Origin of the sequence: Nitrospira sp., from assembly GCA_016715825.1 — a bacterium.
Lineage (GTDB): Bacteria > Nitrospirota > Nitrospiria > Nitrospirales > Nitrospiraceae > Nitrospira_D.
Genome location: JADJXO010000013.1, coordinates 271,318 through 293,987, shown reverse-complemented (window position 1 = coordinate 293,987; position 22,670 = coordinate 271,318). Strand labels below are relative to the sequence as shown.

19 protein-coding genes and 1 pseudogene are annotated in these 22,670 nt (G+C 54.5%); 17 read left to right on the top strand and 3 right to left on the bottom strand.

Going from position 1 to position 22,670, the window contains the following annotated elements:
• Window positions 1-15: 15 nt before the first annotated feature.
• The 14 genes and pseudogenes from IPM58_18485 to IPM58_18420 all read left to right on the top strand — a co-directional run bounded on the left by IPM58_18485 (window position 16) and on the right by IPM58_18420 (window position 15,536).
• Entirely contained in the window at window positions 16-999 is a 984-nt protein-coding gene (locus IPM58_18485) for a molecular chaperone TorD family protein (protein MBK9309028.1), read from the top strand.
• A gap of 67 nt (window positions 1,000-1,066) precedes the next feature.
• Window positions 1,067-2,017, top strand: coding sequence for a nitrite oxidoreductase, gamma subunit (locus IPM58_18480; GenBank protein ID MBK9309027.1), 951 nt, complete (start codon window positions 1,067-1,069; stop codon window positions 2,015-2,017).
• Window positions 2,018-2,244: 227 nt separating this feature from the next.
• Window positions 2,245-4,023, top strand: a complete 1,779-nt coding sequence (locus IPM58_18475) for a radical SAM protein (protein ID MBK9309026.1) — start codon at window positions 2,245-2,247, stop codon at window positions 4,021-4,023.
• A gap of 50 nt (window positions 4,024-4,073) precedes the next feature.
• Entirely contained in the window at window positions 4,074-5,195 is a 1,122-nt protein-coding gene (locus IPM58_18470) for a hypothetical protein (protein ID MBK9309025.1), read from the top strand.
• Window positions 5,196-5,233: 38 nt separating this feature from the next.
• On the top strand, window positions 5,234-6,022 hold the full coding sequence (locus IPM58_18465) for a tetratricopeptide repeat protein (protein MBK9309024.1): 789 nt from the start codon (window positions 5,234-5,236) through the stop codon (window positions 6,020-6,022).
• Between the two features lie 24 nt (window positions 6,023-6,046).
• Window positions 6,047-6,199: pseudogene (tatA, locus tag IPM58_18460) on the top strand (twin-arginine translocase TatA/TatE family subunit).
• Between the two features lie 125 nt (window positions 6,200-6,324).
• Window positions 6,325-7,578, top strand: coding sequence for a hypothetical protein (locus IPM58_18455; GenBank protein MBK9309023.1), 1,254 nt, complete (start codon window positions 6,325-6,327; stop codon window positions 7,576-7,578).
• Between the two features lie 87 nt (window positions 7,579-7,665).
• Window positions 7,666-8,484, top strand: a complete 819-nt coding sequence (locus tag IPM58_18450) for a hypothetical protein (protein ID MBK9309022.1) — start codon at window positions 7,666-7,668, stop codon at window positions 8,482-8,484.
• 67 nt (window positions 8,485-8,551) lie between these two features.
• Window positions 8,552-8,986, top strand: a complete 435-nt coding sequence (locus IPM58_18445) for a PDZ domain-containing protein (GenBank protein ID MBK9309021.1) — start codon at window positions 8,552-8,554, stop codon at window positions 8,984-8,986.
• A gap of 19 nt (window positions 8,987-9,005) precedes the next feature.
• On the top strand, window positions 9,006-10,319 hold the full coding sequence (locus tag IPM58_18440) for a hypothetical protein (GenBank protein MBK9309020.1): 1,314 nt from the start codon (window positions 9,006-9,008) through the stop codon (window positions 10,317-10,319).
• 135 nt (window positions 10,320-10,454) lie between these two features.
• On the top strand, window positions 10,455-11,747 hold the full coding sequence (locus IPM58_18435; GenBank protein ID MBK9309019.1) for a hypothetical protein: 1,293 nt from the start codon (window positions 10,455-10,457) through the stop codon (window positions 11,745-11,747).
• Between the two features lie 1,262 nt (window positions 11,748-13,009).
• Window positions 13,010-13,414 (top strand): hypothetical protein, encoded by a 405-nt coding sequence (locus IPM58_18430; protein ID MBK9309018.1) that lies wholly within the window; start codon window positions 13,010-13,012, stop codon window positions 13,412-13,414.
• Window positions 13,415-14,035: 621 nt separating this feature from the next.
• On the top strand, window positions 14,036-14,788 hold the full coding sequence (locus tag IPM58_18425) for a trypsin-like serine protease (GenBank protein ID MBK9309017.1): 753 nt from the start codon (window positions 14,036-14,038) through the stop codon (window positions 14,786-14,788).
• Between the two features lie 397 nt (window positions 14,789-15,185).
• A complete protein-coding gene (locus IPM58_18420; GenBank protein MBK9309016.1) occupies window positions 15,186-15,536 on the top strand; it encodes a hypothetical protein in 351 nt (116 codons plus the stop codon).
• A 291-nt stretch (window positions 15,537-15,827) separates the two neighbouring features.
• Here IPM58_18420 and IPM58_18415 read toward each other — a convergent pair whose 3' ends face one another.
• The 3 genes from IPM58_18415 to IPM58_18405 form a co-directional block, all read right to left on the bottom strand.
• Entirely contained in the window at window positions 15,828-16,514 is a 687-nt protein-coding gene (locus tag IPM58_18415) for a hypothetical protein (GenBank protein ID MBK9309015.1), read from the bottom strand.
• Between the two features lie 11 nt (window positions 16,515-16,525).
• Complete coding sequence (locus IPM58_18410) at window positions 16,526-16,780, bottom strand: hypothetical protein (GenBank protein MBK9309014.1); 255 nt, start codon at window positions 16,778-16,780, stop codon at window positions 16,526-16,528.
• Between the two features lie 95 nt (window positions 16,781-16,875).
• On the bottom strand, window positions 16,876-18,033 hold the full coding sequence (locus tag IPM58_18405) for a PQQ-dependent sugar dehydrogenase (GenBank protein MBK9309013.1): 1,158 nt from the start codon (window positions 18,031-18,033) through the stop codon (window positions 16,876-16,878).
• A gap of 363 nt (window positions 18,034-18,396) precedes the next feature.
• Between IPM58_18405 and IPM58_18400 the strand changes: the two genes are divergently transcribed.
• The 3 genes from IPM58_18400 (at window position 18,397) to recJ (ending at window position 22,670) form a co-directional block, all read left to right on the top strand.
• Window positions 18,397-20,451: a sodium-translocating pyrophosphatase gene (locus tag IPM58_18400; protein ID MBK9309012.1), complete on the top strand. Its 2,055-nt coding sequence runs from the start codon at window positions 18,397-18,399 to the stop codon at window positions 20,449-20,451.
• A 167-nt stretch (window positions 20,452-20,618) separates the two neighbouring features.
• Complete coding sequence (locus IPM58_18395) at window positions 20,619-20,816, top strand: ubiquitin-like protein Pup (GenBank protein ID MBK9309011.1); 198 nt, start codon at window positions 20,619-20,621, stop codon at window positions 20,814-20,816.
• 156 nt (window positions 20,817-20,972) lie between these two features.
• Window positions 20,973-22,670, top strand: coding sequence for a single-stranded-DNA-specific exonuclease RecJ (gene recJ, locus IPM58_18390; protein ID MBK9309010.1), 1,698 nt, complete (start codon window positions 20,973-20,975; stop codon window positions 22,668-22,670).

Genomic DNA, 22,670 nt, shown 5'->3' with positions numbered 1-22,670 from the left:
AGTGGTTAGGAGGCGATGTCTGTGACGAGCCAACACCCAACAACAGGTTTGTCCCCCATAGCAACCGCCACGCGGCCAAATCCTTCTGCGCTCAAAGATTCTCCCGCCGTCGAACGTGCGCTTGGACGCAGTAAGATCTATCTGTTGATCTCCTGGAGTCTGCTGTACCCGGAAGATGAAGAATTTCTGGATTACCTCCGGTGCGGAGAGTTCGTGGAGGACGGCAGGGCCGCACTGGATGCGCTGGACGTTGCCATCGGCTCGGACGGAAATGAGCGAGCGAAGGGGAAATTGAGTGCGTTGAGGACGCAGATAGCCTTGATTGAAAACTTGGTTTCGTCAGAATGTTCCAGTTGGCAGCTCAGTGATCTCCAGGCTGAACATCGGCGAGTGTTTAGTAATGTCATCACGCTCGATTGTCCCCCGTACGAAACGCTGTTCGGGAATGATCACGTATTTGCTCAATCCCATGTAATGGGGGATATTTCAGGATTTTATAAGGCCTTCGGCGTTGAGTTATCAAAAGATATTCACGAGCGGCTGGACCATCTGAGCGTCGAATTCGAGTTCATGCACTTTCTCGCCTACAAAGAATCCTACTCCCGCTGTCATGATGGGCCCGAAAAAACACACATCGTGGTCGAGGCCCAGAAGAAGTTCGTCAAGAACCATATCGGCCGATGGGTGCCGCTCTTCTGTCGCATGTTGACGAAAAAGGCGGATTCCGGTCCTTTTAAGTTGATCGCCGATCTGACCGCCGACTGGATGGATTTTGAGACCGCATTTCTTGGGGTGGTACCTCAACCCTATACGGAGACCGATTATCGTCCGGCGACATTCAGCTCTCCGGAGGGACAGACCTACGAGTGTGGTGCGCAAGATCAAGGGAATGAATTGAGCATGTTGCTGAATGAGGTCGGTGCGCAATCCTACATGGATGTGAAAGAAAAAGAGAAAGACACGGATGTAGAGCAGGGTGGACCTGCGGGGAATGCGTGACAGGCTTGACGACAGAGAATTGAGCGAAACCTTACCTTTACCATCATCGAGAGGAGGAATGAGCACTATGAGAGTAGCGCAGACGACCAACAAGAAATTGGTGTTTGCTATTCTTCTCTCTGCCCTGACCGTCGGATTCTTGCTGACGATGGGGCGAGTACCACTAGCCGTCAGTCAACCGGTGACGATCCCGGCGAAGACGGTTAAGGGCCCGATTCCCATGGACGGCGCCAATCCCGTTTGGGAAAGTGTTCCAGGTGTCGTTATTCCGTTGAGTGGGCAGTTGATCACAACACCGATGCATCCCAATATTTCCGTGAAGTCGGTGTTCGTCAAGGCCATGACCAATGGGAAGGATGTTGGGTTGCGCTTAGAGTGGGTCGACCAGACGAAGAATGACACCGCAATCGGCCCACAGGACTTTCGTGACCAGGTGGCCGTGATGTTCCCCCTCAACACGGCCGGAGCTCCGCCATTCCAGTGCATGGGACAATCCGGTGGAACGACCAATATCTGGCGATGGAATGCCGAGTGGCAGAAGGATATCGGCAAGGATAGTGCCGGTATTTGGGATGTCGACGATCAATACCCTGGAATTTTTTGGGACTTTTACTTTGAAGAGCCTGCCGGTGGCGTCACATATCCGGATCGTATCGGTCGGAGCCTTGGGCCATTTAATTCCGGCATCTGGTCGGGCAATATCATGTCCGATCCGACGCTTCGTGTGAGCTCAGTGGAAGATCTGAGCGCAAACGGCTTCAGCACTCTTACGACGCAAGCACACCAGGACGTGATTGGAAACGGTGTGTGGGAACCGTCTGGGTCCGTGAAGGGTGGAGGCTACACCGGTCCGACGTGGCGGGTCGTCGTCAAGCGGACTTTGGAAAACGGAGACGCCAACGATGTGCAGTTTAAGGCCGGCATGTCGGTGCCAATCGCGTTTGCAGTCTGGGATGGCGCCAATATCGAACGAAACGGCATGAAGTCGTTGTCGACCTGGTTTACGTTGAAGCTGTAGTCAGTGCCGTATCTGCATGGGCATTGGCAACGATGCGCATGCGAAAAGAAGATCAAGAGAAGCCTCGGGTTGGCTCGTGAGCTGTGCGAGAGCTACCCGGGGCTCTTTTTATTGTGAGTCCGCGCACAGCGAAGAGACGGTGGGATTGCATTTCACAAACGGCGGGGGGTATAAAGGTATATCCATCGAAATGGCTGATTTTCAAGAGTAAAAGGATTCATTTCTCCGTGAAAGTCTCCCTGCTTTTCCCACCAACCTGGCATCCATCTCAACCGTATCTCAGCCTGCCTTCCCTCACGGGATTTTTGCATCAAGGTGGGATTTCAGACGTATCGCAGCGCGATCTGGGCATCGAGTTGCTGGATACGATCTTGACCAGAAGTTATGCGGATGAGGTCTATCAACTGTTGATCGCCAAACAGCGCGACCTGGAGAGAACTCACACCGGAGAGACCGGTGCCGGGAGCCGAGAGCACTATGCCAAGGTCACCGATTCTCTCGATCGCTTTACCTATCTGGTTGAGCGCATTGAGCTGGCGAAGGAGACCTTGCGCAGCGAAGAGTTTTATGACCCCGATGCCTATCGCGCCAGCTTATTCATGATCGACAAATGGTTGGAAGTGGTTTCTGCAGTCTACTTCCCCACGCGACTGACTGTGGTCGACAATCAGTTCGGGAACTATTCGATTTATTCCTCGAAAGATTTGATGCAGGTCGTTCGTGATGAGCAGCAGAATCCGTTTCTGAGCCTCTTCCGAAACCGGTTCATTCCGTCAATTGTCGACAGCCGTCCTGATCTTATCGGGGTGTCGATTACCGCGACATCGCAAATCATTCCCGGCCTGACGCTCTGTCGTTTGATCAAGGAGGCTGCTCCCGATCTGCACGTGACCATCGGAGGCAGTATCTTTACTCGTCTCGTCGACAACATTCGACGCTGCCCGAGTTTGTTCGAATTAACCGACGATATCGTCGTGTTTGAAGGGGAAACGGCCTTGCTGGAATTGGTGAATCAGCTGGCAGGCAAGAAAGATTACAGCAAAGTTCCGAACCTGATTTATCGCAACAACGGGAAAATTACGGTCAATCAGCCGTTCTATTCAGAAAATGTCGATCAACTTCCGGCGCCCAATTATGACGGGTTTCCGTTGGATCTCTATCTGTCGCCGGAACCGGTCCTTCCGGTTCAGTTTTCTCGGGGGTGTTACTATAAAGATTGTGCGTTCTGTGCCTTGACGCTCGACCACCAGAATTTCCGCCAGAAGGATCCAGCGCGAACCGTCGAAGAGTTGCAGTGGCTCAAGCAACGCTATGGCGCGAGACATTTCTTTTTTACAGACGAATGTTTTGCGCTGGCGCCGACGAGGCGGTTGTGTCAACAGATGGTTGAGAAACGGCTTGATGTGAAGTGGACGTGCGAGATGCGGTTCGAGAAAAACCTCTCGCGTGAGCTACTGGCATCTATGCGGGAGGCCGGGTGCTTGAAGATCGTCTTCGGGCTGGAATCCTTCAATCAGCGCATCATGGATTTCATGAAGAAGGGAATCAAGCAGGAGTGGGTCCGGCGGATCGCGGACGATTGCGTCGATCTCGGTATAGCGATGCATTGTTATATCATCGTCGGGTTCCCTACGGAAAAAGAGGAAGAAGCGCTCGAAACGATGAACTTCATCGTGGAAAACAAGAAATTGCATCAGTCGTACGGATTTTCTTGTCAGCCGTGCCTGTTCGATTTGGAAAAAGAAGCGCCGATCATGAGCGATCCGGGCAGCTATGGGATTCGTCGCATTATGCGACCGTCTGCGGAGGACCTCAGCCTTGGTTTCTTTTACGAAGTGCAAGAGGGGATGACACCCGATGAAGCGGAACGGCTCTATCAATACGTGTATGAGCGGATCAGCGAGGTCGTGTGCGAACTCCCGTTCAACTATGCCATGGCGGATGGACTGCTGTATATCTCGAGAGCAAAAGAAGCGGCGAAGCAGCTCCCGGTGGCCGCACGGTGAACCTCCTTGTTTCCGACCACACTAACAACCGGATTGGCGTGGGTGGGGGCATGAACGCAGCGGCAGGAAGTGAGCGGTTGACGGGTAGGATTTCGGACTTTGGCCCGTTGTTCGAGTACGCCGTCAAGCTGGTTCTGCTGACCTCCTTCCTTGAGCTGATCTTGTATCGTCTGCTTTCCCGTCTCGGGATGCATTTGAGTAAGATGGCGGCTGACCATCCATGGATTACGCCGACGTTCACCGCATTGACCGAAGTAGGGACCTGGCTCATCAACATCGTCGCCGTGTTGTTGTTCCTGGCTCTGGCATTGGCCATCATCAACCGATGGAAAGGCTATGACACGAGTCGGCTGGTCAGGGGAGGAATCGCAGGCACGGTCCTGCTGTTGCTGTTGACCATCCTCTTCCTGGTTATCGAGCCCGGGATGCTGGGGGCCGTCCTCTACAACGGATTGACGCTCGTCGTGCTTACGGCCTTTGTATCAGAGTACTGGATCACGCATCGTGAATCGGCACAACGAGTACTGGCTGCTGTCTACTATCTAGGCGTTTCGGGATGGTTGTACTATCAGATTGTGTCGAGCTTCTATAGCTGGATGGGGGTGCTGGCCGCCCCACCATTGGCGTATGAGTCGCACCGTGCGGGTGAGGCGTTCATGCTGCTGGCCAGTTATCTGGTGTTTGTGGCGTACGGGAAGAGCAGAAGTCTATCACTTCGCACGAAGAATCGACAGCAACTGAGCCGAGCCCTGTGGTTTTGGGGAGTCACGACGATCGTGTTTGCGACGTTGATTGTGGCCGATTATCTGTTAGATCTGTACAGCCCGGCATTTGCCGCTGCCTTTCGGCAGGCCTCGCAGGGTATCGGTTGGATCTTCCAATTTGGGATGGGCTACACGTTCTATTTGCCTTTTGCGATCTATGTCGGGGGATTGCTCTGTTGGTCGTACACGGTCGTGAAGTTGCTGATGACGGGTCGAATAGCAGGGTATGGCATTGGCCTCATGTTCATCGCCGGCTACGCATTATTGTTCTCGAATCTGACCCTGATGGTTGTTCTTGGAGTGATGTTGCTCGCAGCTGATCGAGCGAAGGCGGCCACGGCGGAAGTGTCGACAAGGGAAGGCTCTGTGATGCCGGCATCGGAGAGGCTGGTCACGGGGCACGTATAAACCAAAGAACGAGCGTTGTTATGGATACACCTGGACAGATGACATCACACGTAGATACTCCCGCTGATCCTGGAGATCTCCCCCTCTCTCCCGATGAGGAAATTGCCGGGATTGAACAGTTGTTGGCCAGTGAGCCGGATGACTTCCAGGCGCGCTGTCGACTCGGTGAATTGTACTTCAGTAAGGGGCGTCTGGATGATGCCTTAGCCGAAGTCAAGAAAGCGATCGAGATGGCTGAGGGTCTTCGTGCGGAAATGAATCGCTCGTTGGCCATGTACTATGCCAATCTTGGGACGATCTATGCGACGAAAAGTATGAGCGACGAGGCCGAAGCTGAATTCCGGCATGCGTTGGAAATCTTCCCGCATGATGTCCTGGCCCTGTTCAACCTAGGGAGGCTGTACGCGGATAAGAAGAAATATTTGGAGGCGAAGAATTACTACGAACGTCTCGTGGAAATCACTCCGGATGATCCTATCGCCTGGTACAACCTCGCAGGGGTCTATGTCGAATTGGATAACCCGCAGGTATCCGATTACAACACGATTGATATGGGAATTCAGTGTTACCTTCGTACCTTGGAGCTTGATCCGAAGCATCTCGAGGCTAGTTTTAAACTGATGGAAATCGCCCTTAGCCACAAGAAGACCGATTTGGCGATTCAGGTCATGGAGAGCGCCGTCGAGCACAACCCTGACGAGCCGCTGGCCTATTACAACCTCATCAGCGTCTACGATAAGTGCAAGATGTTCGAACAAGCAGAAGCGGCTCGCAAGCGGTTGAAAGAACGGTTTGCCAAGAAGGCAAAAGACAATCCTCGGTCCTGATTCTTTTATGGGAAGGGGGGCACTATGTTTGGTAGCTTAGGGTTCACAGAACTTATCCTCATCCTCATGATCGTCCTGATCATTTTCGGTGCTGGGAAACTTCCACAGTTAGGGGAAGGGCTCGGCAAGGCTATTAAAGGGTTCAAGAAGTCTGTACATGAAGCGGACGCGATTGAGGCCGAAGCCCAGGCAGCCGCTCAAGAGGCCACGTCGCCTCAAGCTGTCACGTCGACGCAGAATGCATCGTTGACTCAGCCGACTGGATCGCCCGCCCAGTCTGCCCAACAGTCGTAGTCATCACGATGGATACTGAACTCCAGCTGGCCACAGGATATATCGAGACCTTTGCCGGAAACGGCAAGGCGAGAAGCACTGGTGACGGCAAACGCGCCGTGAAGGCTGGGATTCCTCTTCCCCACCATGTGGCTCTCGATCAGGATGAGCAGTGGCTATACTTTGCCGAATCGGGATCCGATCGTGTCCGCCGCATTCATCTGCAGGAGGGCACGCTTCACAACTTCGCCGGCATCGGAGAGACCTGCTACAGCGGCGATGAGGGGCTCTGCGGTGAAGCCGGTCTCTATCTTCCGCTTGGTGTCGCGTTTGATTCGCTGAACAATCTGTATATCTGTGATTCCGGGAGCAACCGGATTCGTAGGATCGATCATGAGACCGGCGTCATTACGACGGTAGTTGGGACCGGACAACACGGGTTTAACGGAGATGGACCGGCATTAGAGGTCAACCTGACTTGGCCGGCTGCGATTGCGTTCGGAGAAGACGATATCCTCTATATCGCTGATACGCAAGCGCACAAAATGCGACGGGTCGATCTCACGACCGGCATGGTGACAACCATCGCAGGGGCTTGGACGGCGGAAGATGAAGCACGCGAACAACCGTTAGTGGCGAGAAACTTAGTCGTGCTGTCCGGTGATGCGATCGGCATCGATTTCAGCGATGATCAGGGCTGGCTCATGCCGGTCTGTTCCGATGGGTTGGACATGTCGATGTATCTGGATGATGGAACGTCCGCAATGGATGCGCGTCTCTACGACATCGTCGGCCTCGCCGTCGATAGCAAGGGCGATCTGCATGTGGTCGACAAGGGCAGCAATCGTGTTCGTAAGATCGATGCGCGGACGGGCATTATCTCGACCGTCGCGGGGGTGTGCCGGTACGGGTATGACGGCGACGACAAGCTGGCGGTCAAGGCCATGCTCCACGCTCCTGAAGCCGTGGTCATTGATCGAGAGAACAATCTCTATGTTTCGGACACGATGAATCATCGGGTTCGGAAGGTCGATGGGAAAACCGGTGTCATCACGACGGTGGCAGGAAACGGGGATAGCGGATACGAAGACAAGAATATCGGCGGTTGCGGCGCCGCTCGATTCGTCGCCAAGGAATCAGCCGGAATGGTGAAGCACGGCGATGGTCTGCTCGGGGTTGAAGCCGTAGTCAATTCTCCTGTGGGCTTGGCGCTGGACTCCCAAGGCCATCTCTACATTTGTGAACGCGGAGAAAACAAGATCCGCCGACTCAGGCTCCCGTAGTCAATGGCTCCTCCTCGCTACGTTTGTCTCGCCGCAGTTTTGTGGTAATCTGAACCCGATTCGTTATCGGAGTATCAGGTTCTGTCTATGGCTTGGATCAGCAACTCCCGTTCTCACCTCATTGGTTTCTTGTCTGGGCTGATCATCCTCGCCAGTGTCCTCGGGGCATTCGGAATCCCCCTGGTCAGTTCTGAGGGGATGAGCATCAGATCCTATTTCGTCCAAGGAGACTTGCCGAAGACTGCCGACGATGCCGCGTGGCAATCCGTTGCACCGATCACCATTCCTCTCAGTGGACAGGTTATTACGAGACCGGTGTGGCCAGAGCCGACGGTACGCGCGTTGACCGTGCGCTCCATCCACAACGGGACGGATCTTGTCTTTCTCCTCGAGTGGCAAGACAACACGAAGAATGACCAACTGACTCCAGGGACCTTCCGAGATGGCGTGGCGATCGGCCTTCCGCTCGGCGATGCACCGGCCTTTTTCTGTATGGGACAGTTGGATCACTACATTAATATCTGGCATTGGAAGGCGGATTGGCAGAGCGATATCGATCGGCGTGCGGCTCGACCGTCAGAACGGAAAGAGGGTGGTGTGCGGACCTTTGAGGTCATTCCGCGACGGGTGTCTTCCGTGGAAGATCTCATCGGCGGAGGATTTAGCACCCTCACCACCAAAGAGAAACAAGGGCGTGTGCAGGGGCACGCGTTCTGGAAAGATGGGGTCTGGCATGTCGTGATGCGTCGGCCACTGCAGAGCGAAGAACAAGAGAACGAAGCGAAACTGGTCCCGGGGCGTGTGCAAGCCATTTCGTTCTCCGTCTGGAACGGGGAAAATAAGGAACGAAACGGACAAAAAGCCGTCGCCCCATGGTTTCATCTTCGCCTCGACCCCGTGACGTAATCACAGAATGTCGGCAATCCGTGGCTTTTTGATGCGAGACCGTTTCCTGAGTTGGAGCACAAGAATTGTGACCGTGCCGATGCGAGTGGGAATCCTGCTGTTGTGCGTGCTGAATTGCCTTGGACCAGAGCCGGCACTAGGAACCACTGACAATGGTTCCATGACGGAGAAAGAAGCGTCGAGTCTTGGAGAGGAGTTCGGCATCGTGGTGGGGCCGGTGGATGAAGAAATCCAGAAGGAGCTGAAGTTGCAACGACCACAGGGTGTGGCGGTGTTCGAGGTCATCGGGAATTCTCGAGCGGACAATGCGGGGATCAAGGTTCGCTCCGTCATCAAGGAAATCGACAAGCAAGAGATCCGCGATATGGCAGATTTTGGGCGAGCTTTGAAGAAAGCCATGACAGGCTGTAACTTTACCGTCGGGACCTATGAGCCGGCAGAACCGGGCGAGCCAGTGAGCTGGGGTGTCAATTTTCATTTCGTCGGCTGCAAGCGGGATTAGGAGGCGAAGGTCGATCGACATGACCACAGCGCGATTCATAGGGGCGGTTGGAGCGCTGGTCGTGTTGAGTGGCCTCACTGGTTTGTCTGACGAGCCCGCGGTGGCTCAAGGGCCAGATGATCCGGCAGCTTCTCATCCAGCGTCGTCTAGTTGGGTCGCAGAGATCGAACAGGTCTTTATACGGTCGGAGGATTGTAAGCAGTGTCATGTTCGTCACTACGAAGAGTGGAAGGGGGCGAGAGAGCAGACCCCTGACCTGAAGACGTTTGGCCGTGTGGATGCCGCACTTCTGCATGGCACGGCGCTGGAATCTCCCGTGTTTCGGACCGTCTTAGGCCTCTGGAAGCAGACGAATCCAACACCCGATGAGCAGCAAGCATGCCTGTCGTGCCATGTGCCCTCCGTGACGATATTCCCCCAACATGCCGAGAAGATTGTCGCGGACGTTCTGGCTGGGAACCCGAAGGTCGAGGGGATCGGTTGTGCGTCGTGCCATTTGATGAACGGAATCGATCCAAATGCGAGCACACACCCGCGTTTCCAAATACACCCAGGCAAGACCCTCTATGGGCCCTATTCGAATCCCGAAGAGAACTTGGTGCACCAGGCCGCGCAATCTGATCAGTTTCGCGAAGTCAGCTTTTGTGCCTCCTGCCATTTCGATAAGGTGAAAGATGTGGGGCAAAAGGACCTGCCCGGGGAAATTCTTCAGGGGACCGTGTGCCAAGACTGTCACATGGAGCCGTCGACCGGCAGTTCCACCTCCCGGCGCGGGGCGATGACCAGACCGATCGGGCGTCACTGGTTTCGTGGGGTCGTCGGTTCCGGCACGTTGTTAAGAAACCGGAACGTTCAAGCTGAATGGATGCCTCGTATCGATATTGGAGTAACGAAACACGATTCGGTCGTGGAAGGAGTTGGGGCGGTGAAGGTCGGGAGTCTTCCTCACAGTTTTCCGGACGGCGATCCCGTTCTGAAGCAATTCTTTTTGACTCTGACGGTGAAGGATGCGGACGGCCGGACATTGGCTGAAGAAACAAAACAGTTTGGATTGTCATATGAGGAGATGCTTCGTGGCCCAATTCCCGATCCATTTGTGAAGGGGGGTACGACGAGGAAGGTTCCCTTTGCGCTCGCACCGCCGCCTGGGGCCGTCGCCTCATCTGTTGAGGCGGTGCTGACTTACTCACTGATTCCGACGCCGACACCGGAGTTGCAAGAAAAGTATCTTGCAACTCTAAGGACAGACAGCGAACGAGAAGAGGCGAAGAAGATCATTCGGGAATATTCACAGCGGCACTTTCTGACGTATCGTGTCAAACCACTCTCCTAGCAGGATGTTAAAAAAGCTCTCCAGTGGCGTTCTCGCGTCGCTCAGAAGCTCAACGTACCGAAGCGTACGCCTCGCCTCTTGGCTCGCTGCGGCCTTGGTCGGTGAAGTGCGCGCCTTAGCGCGCAGGGGTGGCCGGTGAGAAAGAATAACGGCCATTTTAAACATCCTGCGGAAGCGCCAGTCATCGTAAAACCGGTGCCTAGCATGATGATGGTCAGGGTTAGCTGTGTTGTCGCGATGTGTGCGGCTGTATTTTTCAGTGGCATGTTCACGTCCGTTCTAGCTCAGACTGTCCCGAATCAGTCGGTGATCGAAAAAGCCTTTCCCCATTCCAATAAATGTAAACGGTGTCATGAACGGGTGTATGAAGAATGGGAGACCTCGCCCTTGGCAACGTCCATCCATTCTCCCGCGTTTCGTGCATCGCTGGATGCCTACCTAAAGTCGTCCGGTGGAAAGGACCAGGCGCTGTGTTTCCGCTGTCATGCTCCGCATGTGCGAGAATTCTCAGACCATGTGCAGCTCTTTGTGGATCAAGCAAAAGCGGGCGACCCGTCGTTGGATGGCGTTGCCTGCAGCCAATGCCACTTGATCAAGCAGGTGGACCGGGCCAAGCATCCCCCGGAGCCGAAGTATGAGATCGGCAGCAAGACACTCTATGGACCATACAAAGATTTTGTTCAGAACCTCGCTCATCAATCGATGGAATCGAACCTATTTCAGAAGTCGGATCTCTGTCTGAATTGCCACCAGTCAGTACCCTCAGCAACGAATTTGGGAAAGGCCAATGATTTGCTTGGCAACTGGGATCAAAGCCGCGCGATCAAGTCAGGCAAAGAATGCCAGACGTGCCATATGCCGCAACAAGTCGGCGAATCAGCCAACGGGGAAAAGAAGCGCACGATCGCCAACCATAGTTTCCCAGGACGCATCGGCAAGCTTCGTCAAGAAGCGGCGAAGTTGGACGTGCAGACCAAGGTGGACGGTGAGAAAACAACGGTGACGGTCAAGGTCAAAAGCCTGGTGCCGCATAATTTGCCTGCGACCCATCCGGCCTGGGCTACGGTGGCGTTGAATCTAGGCATCAGGGGAAAGAATCTTAAAACGGTGTTCTCGGATAAGCGGGTCTATGGACGGACGTATCTGGATACCAATGGACAGCCCACCATCTTTGACTTTGAGGCGGCGAAGGTAACTGAGGACACGGTTTTGAAACCAGAGGAAACCAGAGAGGAAACCTTCACGTTTCCAACGCCGAAAGACACCAAAACATTCGACGTTGAAGTCGTTCTCAATTATGGTCCACTGACCGGCCCTGCCTCATTCCTTCAGTTAGTCGAAGCCGAATCATCCCAAGGCTCACAAGATCCAGTCTTCCAGCCCATCGAGATCGTGAAACGGACGGAGAATGTTCCGGTTGGGAGGTAGCTGATGAGGCGTGAAAGAAAGTGTGCCTTACGCAAAGATCGTTGAGTGGTCTGGGAAGGACCAGTGCTATGTCGGCAGTTCGCCGAGCTTCATCTCCGATAGATATCAGGGTCTCGGCGAAAAAGCCGTATTTGACGAACTCTGCTTGATAGTGGAGGGGCCATCGCTTCTGTAGTAGTGGGCTACCTGCGTCCTCATTCATGCCGAGAGTTGTTTCCATCCCATCCTGGATTGTCAATGCATCTCCAGTGGTGCCGGAACGTGGGTTCTTTATCTGCTGCGAAGAAGGCGTTGCCTGACAGACTCGAGATTGGGTAAGCCCCACGTGATTCAGAGGCAGGTGGTGTACTTCGCGAGTCCGCAGTCACCCACGTTGTCCCACTCAAGGATCTGCGTCATTACCACGAAGACATGGTCGACTTTGACCAGAATTAGGGTTGGTTCGATTCAGCCCCGCTCACCTTGCCTAGAGACCGGTACCAATGCGTGTGGGCTGCTGTACGCCACATCGCTTTAAACCTCCGTCTATTGGGGGAGGAGATGCAGTAATGCATGGCGATCATACACGCTTGCTCCGGCAGCCGAAACCGATCAAATCAGTTCGTCCGGCCATCCGCTCCGATCTTTGCCTTCATGCCGAATACCCCTATTCCATTTCGTGTCTGATGCATATTCGGATCATGCATCTCTTGATGATTCGTGGTTGAACTGGGTGTGATGATAATACTGGCATTGAGAATGGTCTCCGGCTGATCTCCAGCCCCTGTTCACCCAAGCGGTTCATTTACCGTATAGATCTCCAGAGGAATGGGGCAGAGCTTCATCACGAAGTGTATCCGATTCGATAATACACAGTATCTGTTTCGATACACGATGGATCGACGTAATCTGCGTTCATTGATGGACCTCGTTTCAGTTGGAGCCTTTTATGTGGAAATTACGTAAAAGTGATGGGTGTGTCTGTCGTGCGCAGCCATGGTATCGTTTTTGCTTTGGCATAACGTCAAATGATATGGAAAGCAAAGTAGTAAGAATAGTTTCGGCAGTGATGGCATGGCCTGCATATTGGATACCTAATAAAACGTGAGAATGGAGAATCTATATGCGGTGCGATGAATCGACATCCTAACCTCGTGTCTGACCAGGTGAACGGGGAGATGCTATGTCGACTCATGACTTATACGACAAGCACTCCGACAGCTCGGGGTGGTGCGTTTGCGAGGGAGGCGATGAAGGGCTCTAACACCGTCTCAGGAGAACCCGTGATGCAATCTAACGGTATATCGGTGGAACAACGGAACTCGCAGCGGTGCTCACGGCCTGTCGCGTGGTTGCTCTGGGGGGTGTGTCTTATCAGTGTGCCAGCCTGCGGGCCGGTTCCCGGGCAGCCAGATGAATTTGTGCGAGAGTCAGGACGGTCTCAGCTGTCCGATAGGACCACGTCATCGGGTGAGATCTTAGAGACCACAGACTTCATCCCACACAGGAATGGACGGGTCTCGGACGGAACTCCATCGGAGCTCGATACTTCGGAAGATCAGAACGAGGAGCCGGGGAGAGATGAGATCGCGGAGTTTGAGCACGACTGGGACATCGCACAAGTGACGGACCAGGTAGACGAGTATACGGAAGAAGATGACGGAGATGACATGCAGAACGACCGATGAGTGGGTGATATGAAGCTGGGGGGGACGCAATGTTGCCGTTCGTACCTCGTGTCGTCATGGATCCGAGATTCTGGCGTTGAGAGGAGGTGAAGAGGGTGTGAACCGGTGTGTTGTGTGCAGAGAGAGAATAGAAGCGAGTAGATGACGAATCAACCAAACAGGGAGGAATGTATGAGTACGAGTGTCTCGCATATTCTACGAGTAGTCACGGCAATGGGGGTGACCCTGGCCGTCTTGGTTCCGTCGGCCCAAGCCGAGCAAATCATACGGAAAGGAGCGGTGACCGGAGTCAAGGTGGTGCATGAAAAAAACAATTCCCAAATGTTGGACTTTGCTAGTGCCAGAGCGCTCGAATTGCCTCAAGCTACGGAGGCGGTTGTGGCACAGGCCCAACAGGATTTGATCAGTAATTTAGTCAATCAATTCCAATCAGCTGCGGTTGACGACTCAGGCCAAGTCGAAGGGAGCATGGGTGATGGTACGACCGATCCAGCGGAAGACGGGACTTCTGTGGATGGGTTCGATTCCCAAGCGGGGTTGGAGGTTGAACCGCAGCAGTTCGGTACCTCAAACCATCCATTTAGCACAGCAAAAGCAGATCTCAGCAGTGCGACGAATAAGATGTACCCATATCGCCCGTCCGGCAAGCTGTACTTTACGATCCCCGGCCAAGGTAACTTTGTGTGCTCTGCCTCATTGATCAAGCGGGGTGTGGTGGTGACGGCGGCGCACTGCGTCACCAAGTATGCATCCAAGAAGTTTTATACGAACTTCCAATTTGTTCCTGGGCTTCGGAGTTCTTCGCGCCCCTATGGCACCTGGAATGTATCAACAGCCTGGGTCATGTCTGCCTATTTCAATGGAGCTGCAGGACAATGTGCCGCCAGCGCTCCCGGGGTCGTCTGCAAGGATGACGTAGCGGTGCTCGAACTAACTCCTCAGTCCGGCGCCTATCCCGGTACCAAGACCGGATGGTATGGCTATGCATGGAACAAGTGGGGCTTTACGTCTAACGGCCTCACCCATATCACCCAAATCGGATATCCTAGCTCGCACAATAGTGGCTTGTACATGATGCGAAATGACTCACAGGGCTTCATCGCCTCTTCGACGCTCGTGAACAATACCATCATTGGCTCCTTGATGACGGGCGGTTCCAGCGGTGGAGCATGGCTCAATAACTTTGGGTACCAACCATCGCTGAGCGGGACCTCATTTGGGTCTTATTCAACTCCAAACATGGTCGTGGGAGTGACCAGCTGGGGCTACACAAATACGGTGATCAAGGAACAGGGAGCCAGCCCCTTTACCAGCACGAATATTGTGTCGTTGGTCAATGCCGCCTGTGCTGGCTCAGATCCTCGTTGTTCATGAGCGATGGCTGAACGATAATAGGGAAAAGAGTCTTGTCAGCTCCACACTGCTGCAGGATTGAGCGGTTCTTGCAGAAGAGGGGTCCTCATATTGCGATGTGAGGATCTCTCTTCTTGGTTTTTCTCAAGAGCTCGTGGAGGCTACGTTTCTCTTCTCGGGGACACGAGACTTCGGTGGTCAATGTCCCCTGAGCAAGACAGCCATGGTATGGATAGTGGCTGGATTTAGTTGGGTGCGCGACCATGAAAGTGGGCATTCTTGAAGCACTATTTGTGAGGCCCTACCACAGAAGGTATCTGTGGTGGTCAGGGGACGGAATTTCAAGTCTCCCAGTTGTTAAAATGTGATGGGTACCAAAGGGGGTGCTATGGGCATAGGGATCAGGGGTTCCATACGAATGACAACACTCTTGGGGATCACGCTGGTTGGACTAGCGCTGTCAGCTGAAGCTCAAGAAATCATCACGGGGGGAACAACCACAGGAAGGAAGGCTCCTTTGGGTGAGCAGCACAACAAAAGCGATTATGAGAATGCTGAAGCCTTGCCGCTCCCAGCTGCTCCGGATAGTGTTGCGAAACAGGCTAGGAAAGATCTCATCGACAATCTCATCAAAGGGAAGCGATCCACCGACGCAGGGCCTGCGGGTCAAGAGGCTGGTTCCGAAGGCGAGGGGATGAGCGGTCCTACTCAGTCAGACACACCAGGCTCAGTGGTTCCTAGAAGGAATGACGCCAAGGGGCCTAAATAATGTGAGACGACTCTGGGAAGACCAAGCCCTCGCTTTGGTGTGTCTTGAATCCTGCTCAAACTTGCCAGCAGACTCACCTGACAGTAGTGTCAGGTGATGTGTTCTGTATCGACCGGTCTCCATCGGGGGGTATGTGCGGGTATTGCCCTTGTCGCTCCCTCTGATCAGGTACAAGCCCTTCTCTCCCTTGTGCCGCGCCTTGAAGGAACACCTACAATGTTGCAGCCAAGATCGCTTGCACCGATACAACCATAGTTGGCGCAGCCTGAAAAGGTACTCCAACTAGTAGGGTTAGCCTCGAATCGTTCCGATCACGATCGCATGGGCGACGAATCGGCCGTAAGTCGCGTCCTTGCACCTGTTCCAATCCGACTCCTCCCAATAGTTTCGTGGTGAGATCCGCTTGAGAAAGTGCTGGTGTGTAAAGGGGCTTTTCCCGTTGCGGAGCAATCCGTCGAAAAACTCGTTATAGCCTATCGGTAAACTGGCTACGATTTTCCCACCTGGGGCGAGGCATCGGTTCCGGAGGTGCTCGATGGCCCGTAGGAGCTTGGCTGGCTCGCGCGGCACCTCATCCCAACCCACGTGTTCCAGTGTCGAAATGCTGAGGATCAAATCGTATCGCGCTGTCGGTGCAAACTCGACGATATCCTGATTGATGACTCCCGGCGCGACCTCGTACTTATCGACCACGTCGTGGTGGATCGGGACATAGTGCGAGAGCACATTGCCGACTTCAAGAATGCGTGCGTTCTGATGGCGAAGCAGGAGCTCTCGGAAGATCGGAATCTCGACGCCGCGCTCGTTTTTCCATGTCTTGTTGCAGAAGTGATAGAGGTAGAGGTAGGTGTGGCCGTTGAAGGCAAAGGTCTTGGCTCTTGTCCAGCGGGTCAGCGTCATTTTGGCGAAGCGCCAGTAGCGTCTGGACGCACTCTCGTCGCCGGCCTCGGCGCTGGTGTAGTCGTAGGTATAGGGCATGAAGAAACTGGTTACTCGAAGATGATGCGAGACCCCGGCGACTTCATCTTGAAGATCTGCAAGGCGTTATAAATCCCTTTGGCAGGATGGTTGAGGATCAGGCGGGAATTGGTGATGTGGGTATCGAGCAGTTCGTATTGCCCGCCGCTGTAGTACAGATCGCAGTCGTCGATCTGACAGTTCTTGTAGACATGATTGTCCAGCGCAAGTTTGGCCTTGGAGAACGTTTGCCCGTCGATAATAATGTAGTTCGGTTCGAGTCCCATAGGTCCTTTGCCTGGCGAACTATAGCAAAGTAAATGGCAGCCGTAAACCAGTGAAGAGGAGCGAGGCCAAACCACCTCGCAGATTGAAAGACATTCTAGTTCGGGACGATCCGAGACACCGTTCCCCCCTGAGTCAGGATATAGAGCTCTCCCAGACCATCTTGGCCGAAGCTGGTGATCGAAGAGGCCGCAAGCAATGGCCATTCGGTTCGCTCGATGGCGGAACCGTTGTTGAAGCGGAAACTGCGGACAAAACCGGTGCAGAAATCGGCGTAGAAATAGGTGCCTTGGATGGCCGGTGCGACTTGGCCGCGATAGACATAGCCTCCTGTGACGGAACAGGCGCCGTCCTCGTGTGGATACTCAAGAACCGGTACGGTCAGTCCACCATTGTTACAATTGGTTGAGGGATTAAAACAGGCGGATCCTTCCATCAGTCGCCAGCCGTAGTTGAGTCCTTTTCCGGCATTGGGGCCCGGCGATACGTTGATTTCTTCGCTCGCCGCTTGTCCGACATCGGCGATGTACAGATCGTCCCCATCAAAGGCAAAGCGCCAGGGATTCCGTAGCCCATAGCTCCACACCAGCTGATTCCCCCCTGTGAGGACAAATGGATTCACACCTCCGCTGGTGCAGGCTGCTCCTGGGGTACCCGGATCAATTCGGAGAATTTTCCCCAGTCCACTCCCGAGACTTTGCCCATTGTTGTTGGGATCACCCGAACTTCCTCCGTCGCCGACTCCCGCGTACAGGCATCCATCCGGTCCGACCGCCAACATGCCTCCATTGTGGTTGGCAAAGTTCGGATGGGGAATGGTAGTTAAGATCACCTGCGACGTTGGATCAGCAACATTGGCGTCCGATGCCGACACCACAAGTCGGCTGATCGTGATCGCGCCATTGGCGTCTGTATAAAAGAGGTAGAAGCGGCCATTGGCATTGTAGTTGGGATCAAAGGCCAGACCTAACAATCCTCGTTCTCCACCGCTGGTGATGCCGGTCAATGTCAGAAATGTCGAGAGCTGGCTTCCCGTTGTCCGATCGAGAACTTGAATGGTGCCGCCCTGCTCCACAACAAACAGGCGATCCACATCCCCGCGGGGAGCGGTCAGGAAGACCGGTGAATTTAGACTGCTTGCAATAGGTTGGAGTGTCAGGCTGGTTGAGGTCGAGGCGGTATTCTGCGTATCACCGTCGTCCCCACAGGCAGCAAGAAGCCCGGTGAGACATAGGAGGAACAGCGCCCTCAAGATTGCCGTTGTCATATGTAACCTCTTGTTCTGTTTGAGAGATCCTTCATGGCCTAGTAGCCGACTGGTAACAACATTCTTGTCCGGCTGACCATGGGAGGCTCCGCTCAAGGCTGGGCAAAGTCACATTCTCGCGCATCCCCCTGTTTAGGAACAAGACCGGAAAACTACGCTCTGATCGGTAGTATTTTGTCTTGATCCGCTCCGTGTGACTCTATAAAATGGCACAGCTTTTCCGGGTGGTCAGCTGCGAGTTCGACTCCGCCCGCCTTGGATTTACCCACTTGCGAATGTAGTTTAGATGGGTTGAAGCCACGGAGAGCCGTGTGACATATGGAGTTCGTCTAATCAGCAGGAGGATGTCCCGTGAGTGACTCAGTGATTATCACGTTTGCCTTGATAGCTGCCGTGGCTGGCATTGGATATGGGGTGTATCTCGCGATGTGGGTGTTCAGACTTGATGCCGGCAATGCGAAGATGCAGGAAATTGCGAAGGCCATTCAAGAAGGCGCCAGCGCCTACATGAACCGACAGTATAAGACCGTCGGGTACGTGGCCGCGGTGCTCTTCGTCGTTCTCTGGGGCGCAGGGGCCGTCTCCGATAAGTTCGGTTTGCTGACGGCGGTCGGATTTTTGGTCGGTGCAGGAGCCTCGTCGATTGCCGGCTATGTGGGGATGATCATTGCCGTGCGCGCCAACGTGCGGACCGCGCAAGCCGCACACAATGGCATGAATGCCGCCTTGACCGTCGCGTTTCGAGGGGGTGCAGTGACGGGTCTGTTGTTGATCGGTCTTGGACTGTTGGCGATTACCACTTTCTACATGATTGCGCAATCAATCGCCGGGCAAGAAAAGGCCATTCATGCCTTGCTGAGCCTTGGATTTGGCGGCAGCTTGATCTCGGTGTTTGCCCGCGTTGGTGGCGGTATCTATACCAAGGCGGCGGATGTGGGTGCGGATCTTGTCGGTAAGGTCGAAGCAGGAATTCCGGAAGATGATCCGCGGAATCCGGCGGTCATCGCCGATAACGTCGGTGACAACGTCGGTGACTGTGCCGGCATGGCGGCGGACCTGTTCGAGACCTACGCGGTAACGACGGTCGCGGCCATGGTGCTGGCCTTTACGATGTTTAAGGGCGCAACTGCTCCGATCCTCTATCCGTTGGTCTTAGGAGGCCTGACGATTTTCGCGACGATCATTGGGGTTCTGTTCGTAAAGGTGAACCCGGGTGAGGAAGTCATGAAAGCGCTCTACAAAGGATTGTTTGTGGCCGGTGGGATCGCTGCCGTAGCGTTTTTACCAATCACCCTCATGATTATGGGCGGGGTCGGGGGCGTCAGCGGATTCAGTTACTACATTGCCGCGTTGATGGGATTGGCGGTGACGCTGGCGCTTGTCTTCATTACCGATTATTACACGTCGAAGAATTATGAACCGGTGCAATATATCGCCAAAGCGAGCGAAACCGGCCATGCGACGAACATCATCGCGGGGCTGGCGGTCGGCATGCAGGCGACTGCGGCGCCGGTGGTGGTGATTGCGATGGCTATTCTCGGCAGTTATTGGGTGTGCGGCGGCGCGGAGTCTGGTGGGTTGTACGGCGTAGCCGTTGCGGCGGTCTCAATGTTGTCCATGGCCGGAATTGTCGTGGCGATCGATGCGTTTGGTCCGATCACGGACAACGCCGGCGGTATTGCCGAGATGTCGCACTTAGGTAAGGAAGTGCGTGACATCACCGATCCGTTGGATGCGGTCGGCAATACAACCAAGGCGGTGACGAAAGGCTATGCGATTGGCTCAGCCGCATTGGCGGCGGTGGTGCTGTTCGCGGAATATTCCCGGGAGGTGGCGGCACACAATCCTGCGCTGGCGGCATTCGACCTGTCCAACCCAAAAGTGTTGGTCGGTCTGTTCCTGGGCGGTATGTTGCCGTTTATCTTTGGCGCGCTCTGTATGAGAGCCGTGGGTGAAGCCGGTGGCTTGATCGTGGAAGAAGTGCGGCGGCAGTTCCGGACGATCAAGGGCATTATGGAAGGCACGGGGAAGCCGGAGTATGGCACCTGTGTCGACATCGTAACTCAAGCGGCCATCCAAAAGATGATGATCCCCGGCTTGATTCCTGTGGCATCGCCGATTCTTGTGGGTGTGATTCTTGGCCCGCAAGCGCTTGGTGGTGTGTTGGTCGGCAGCATCGTGACCGGCCTATTCGTCGCGATTTCGATGACGAGCGGCGGTGGGGCCTGGGACAATGCGAAAAAGTTTATTGAAGAGCAGGGGTTGAAGGGCACCGACACACACAAGGCAGCGGTCACCGGTGATACGGTCGGTGATCCGTACAAGGATACGGCGGGACCGGCGGTGAACCCAATGATCAAAGTGATCAATATTGTTGCCCTGCTTATTGTTTCGTTGATCGTCTAATAGACGATTGGAGATCGAATGATGGCGCCGTTTCCCTTTCTGGAAACGGCGCTTGTCATTTATGGCCTTGCCTTGACGGGTTTCCTTGCCGTGGAGTATGGTGAACGTATCGTCCTAAGTTGCTGACTGACCGCGAGAGTTTCCCTGGATGTGCGGGAGGTGCTCGAATGGAAAAGCAGGAACGTAAGCAAGAGCCGCGACGCGAACCGCAAGGGAAGGAAGAGGTCAAGGCCAATCCCAAGGTCGTCGAGGCGGGCAAGAAAATGAAGGAAGACATCGACAAGCTGGTCGATGAAATCGACGATGTTCTTGAAAAAAACGCCGAAGAATTCGTAAAGAATTACGTGCAAAAAGGAGGGGAATAGCGCCGCTTCCCACTCTCTTCGCTCACTCGATTCACTCACCGTCCTCTCCCCCCGCCTTGGTTTGACAAAGAAGCAGCGAGTTATTACAGTTTGCCTCGTTTCCCGGCAATCCATCGGTTCAACGTAAACACGGCCCAGGCCCTGAAGGAGGCGGATATGCAGCCCAAGCTCTGGGTCTTTCGTCAAGTCGATCCCATCCAACGCAGCCGGTTATCACAGGCCTTATCCATCTCTTCGGCCACGGCCGCACTGCTGCTCAATCGTGGGGTCACGACCCTGGATCAGGCCACCGCCTGGATGTCTCCTATCCACACCCATGATCCGTTCCTGATTCCCGATATGGAGCGCGCGGTCGACCGTCTGCATCATGCAATGCAACGGCGTGAGCAGGTCTGTTTTTATGGTGATTATGATGTAGATGGCATGTCCGCCACCAGCATTTACCTGTCCTTCTTCCGCACACTTGGGGCCAATGTCAGGGCGTATGTTCCCCATCGCCTACGCGAGGGCTATGGGCTCAACGAGTCTGTGGTTCGGACTTTGGCGAACGAAGGGGTGTCTCTCTTGGTCACCTCAGACTGTGGCACCACCTCGCACCACGAAATCAGCCTTGCCAATCAGCTGGGTCTTGATGTGATCGTCACGGACCACCATCAAACGGATACGGACATGCCGCCGGCGTTAGCCGTCATGAATCCGCACCGGCAAGAGGCCCGGTATCCCTTTCAAGGGCTGTGTTCCGGTGGCTTGGCCTATAAAGTCGCGCAGGCCTATGAAGCGAAATACGGATCCGGCTCAGTGCCGTTGGAGTCGCTCTTGGATCTCGTCGCACTTGCCACGATTGCCGATGTTGTGCCGCTGCAGGACGAAAACCGGCTGTTTGTTCGAGAAGGACTGACTCATATTTCACGAGGCGCACGCTGTGGCATACGGGCCTTGAAACAGGTGGCTGGTATCAGTCGTGAGTGCACGGCGGAAACCATTGCGTTTAAACTCGGCCCTCGACTCAATGCAGCAGGTCGGTTGGATGAGGCTATCAAGGGCGTCCAGTTACTCACCACGGAATCTGAACAAGAAGCCAACGCATTGGCTGAAGAGCTTGACCGGTTGAATCAGGCTCGCCGTGAGCTCGAAGGGACGATTTTGGAAGAGGCACTCGCGCAGGTGAAGTCTCGAGCGTTGTCCGGCGGGATTGTCTTGTATGGGCGAGGGTGGCATCTCGGCGTGGTCGGAATCGTGGCTGCCCGCATCATGGAACGTTTCCATCGTCCGACCGTCGTGATTGCGGTCAATAAGGACGGTATTGGAAAGGGATCGGCTCGGACCATCCCAGGATTCGACTTATATCAGGCCTTGGCAGGGTGTCGAGATTTGCTCGTAGCTTTTGGTGGGCACCCGAGCGCGGCCGGCGTCACCATCCAAGAATCGCAGTTGCCCGCATTTTGCGAGCGGTTTTCCACCATTGCGGAGAAGTGGATCCACGATACTCAAAGCACTCCCGTCCTTCATGTGGATTCCGAAGTGCGGTTGAAAGAGCTTACGTTCTCTCTGCTTCGTGAAATCGGCACTCTACATCCCTTCGGCGCAGGGAATCCTGAACCGATGTTTGTCGTCAAGGGGGTGAACGTGATCAATGCTCGAGTGGTCGGCGACAAGCATCTAAAGATGACTGTCCGGCAGGATGGGTCCTTGCCGTTTGACAGCATAGGGTTTGGGATGAACTCGCTTGAGGATCGTGGGTTGACTCCGACTACTCCCATTGATGTCGCCTGCACACCGGAGTTGAATCATTGGAACGGCTATGACCGGATTCAGTTACGTATCCGGGACATCCGTGCCGCAGGGTGCGAGTAA

Bases quoted from the DNA above. Each gene is read 5' to 3' on its own strand.
- IPM58_18485 (MBK9309028.1), top strand. From the start codon at position 16: ATGTCTGTGACGAGCCAACACCCAACAACAGGTTTGTCCCCCATAGCA.
- IPM58_18480 (MBK9309027.1), top strand. From the start codon at position 1,067: ATGAGAGTAGCGCAGACGACCAACAAGAAATTGGTGTTTGCTATTCTT.
- IPM58_18470 (MBK9309025.1), top strand. From the start codon at position 4,074: ATGAACGCAGCGGCAGGAAGTGAGCGGTTGACGGGTAGGATTTCGGAC.
- IPM58_18465 (MBK9309024.1), top strand. From the start codon at position 5,234: ATGACATCACACGTAGATACTCCCGCTGATCCTGGAGATCTCCCCCTC.
- IPM58_18455 (MBK9309023.1), top strand. From the start codon at position 6,325: ATGGATACTGAACTCCAGCTGGCCACAGGATATATCGAGACCTTTGCC.
- IPM58_18450 (MBK9309022.1), top strand. From the start codon at position 7,666: ATGGCTTGGATCAGCAACTCCCGTTCTCACCTCATTGGTTTCTTGTCT.
- IPM58_18440 (MBK9309020.1), top strand. From the start codon at position 9,006: ATGACCACAGCGCGATTCATAGGGGCGGTTGGAGCGCTGGTCGTGTTG.
- IPM58_18425 (MBK9309017.1), top strand. From the start codon at position 14,036: ATGTACCCATATCGCCCGTCCGGCAAGCTGTACTTTACGATCCCCGGC.
- IPM58_18420 (MBK9309016.1), top strand. From the start codon at position 15,186: ATGACAACACTCTTGGGGATCACGCTGGTTGGACTAGCGCTGTCAGCT.
- IPM58_18415 (MBK9309015.1), bottom strand. From the start codon at position 16,514: ATGCCCTATACCTACGACTACACCAGCGCCGAGGCCGGCGACGAGAGT.
- IPM58_18410 (MBK9309014.1), bottom strand. From the start codon at position 16,780: ATGGGACTCGAACCGAACTACATTATTATCGACGGGCAAACGTTCTCC.
- IPM58_18395 (MBK9309011.1), top strand. From the start codon at position 20,619: ATGGAAAAGCAGGAACGTAAGCAAGAGCCGCGACGCGAACCGCAAGGG.
- recJ (MBK9309010.1), top strand. From the start codon at position 20,973: ATGCAGCCCAAGCTCTGGGTCTTTCGTCAAGTCGATCCCATCCAACGC.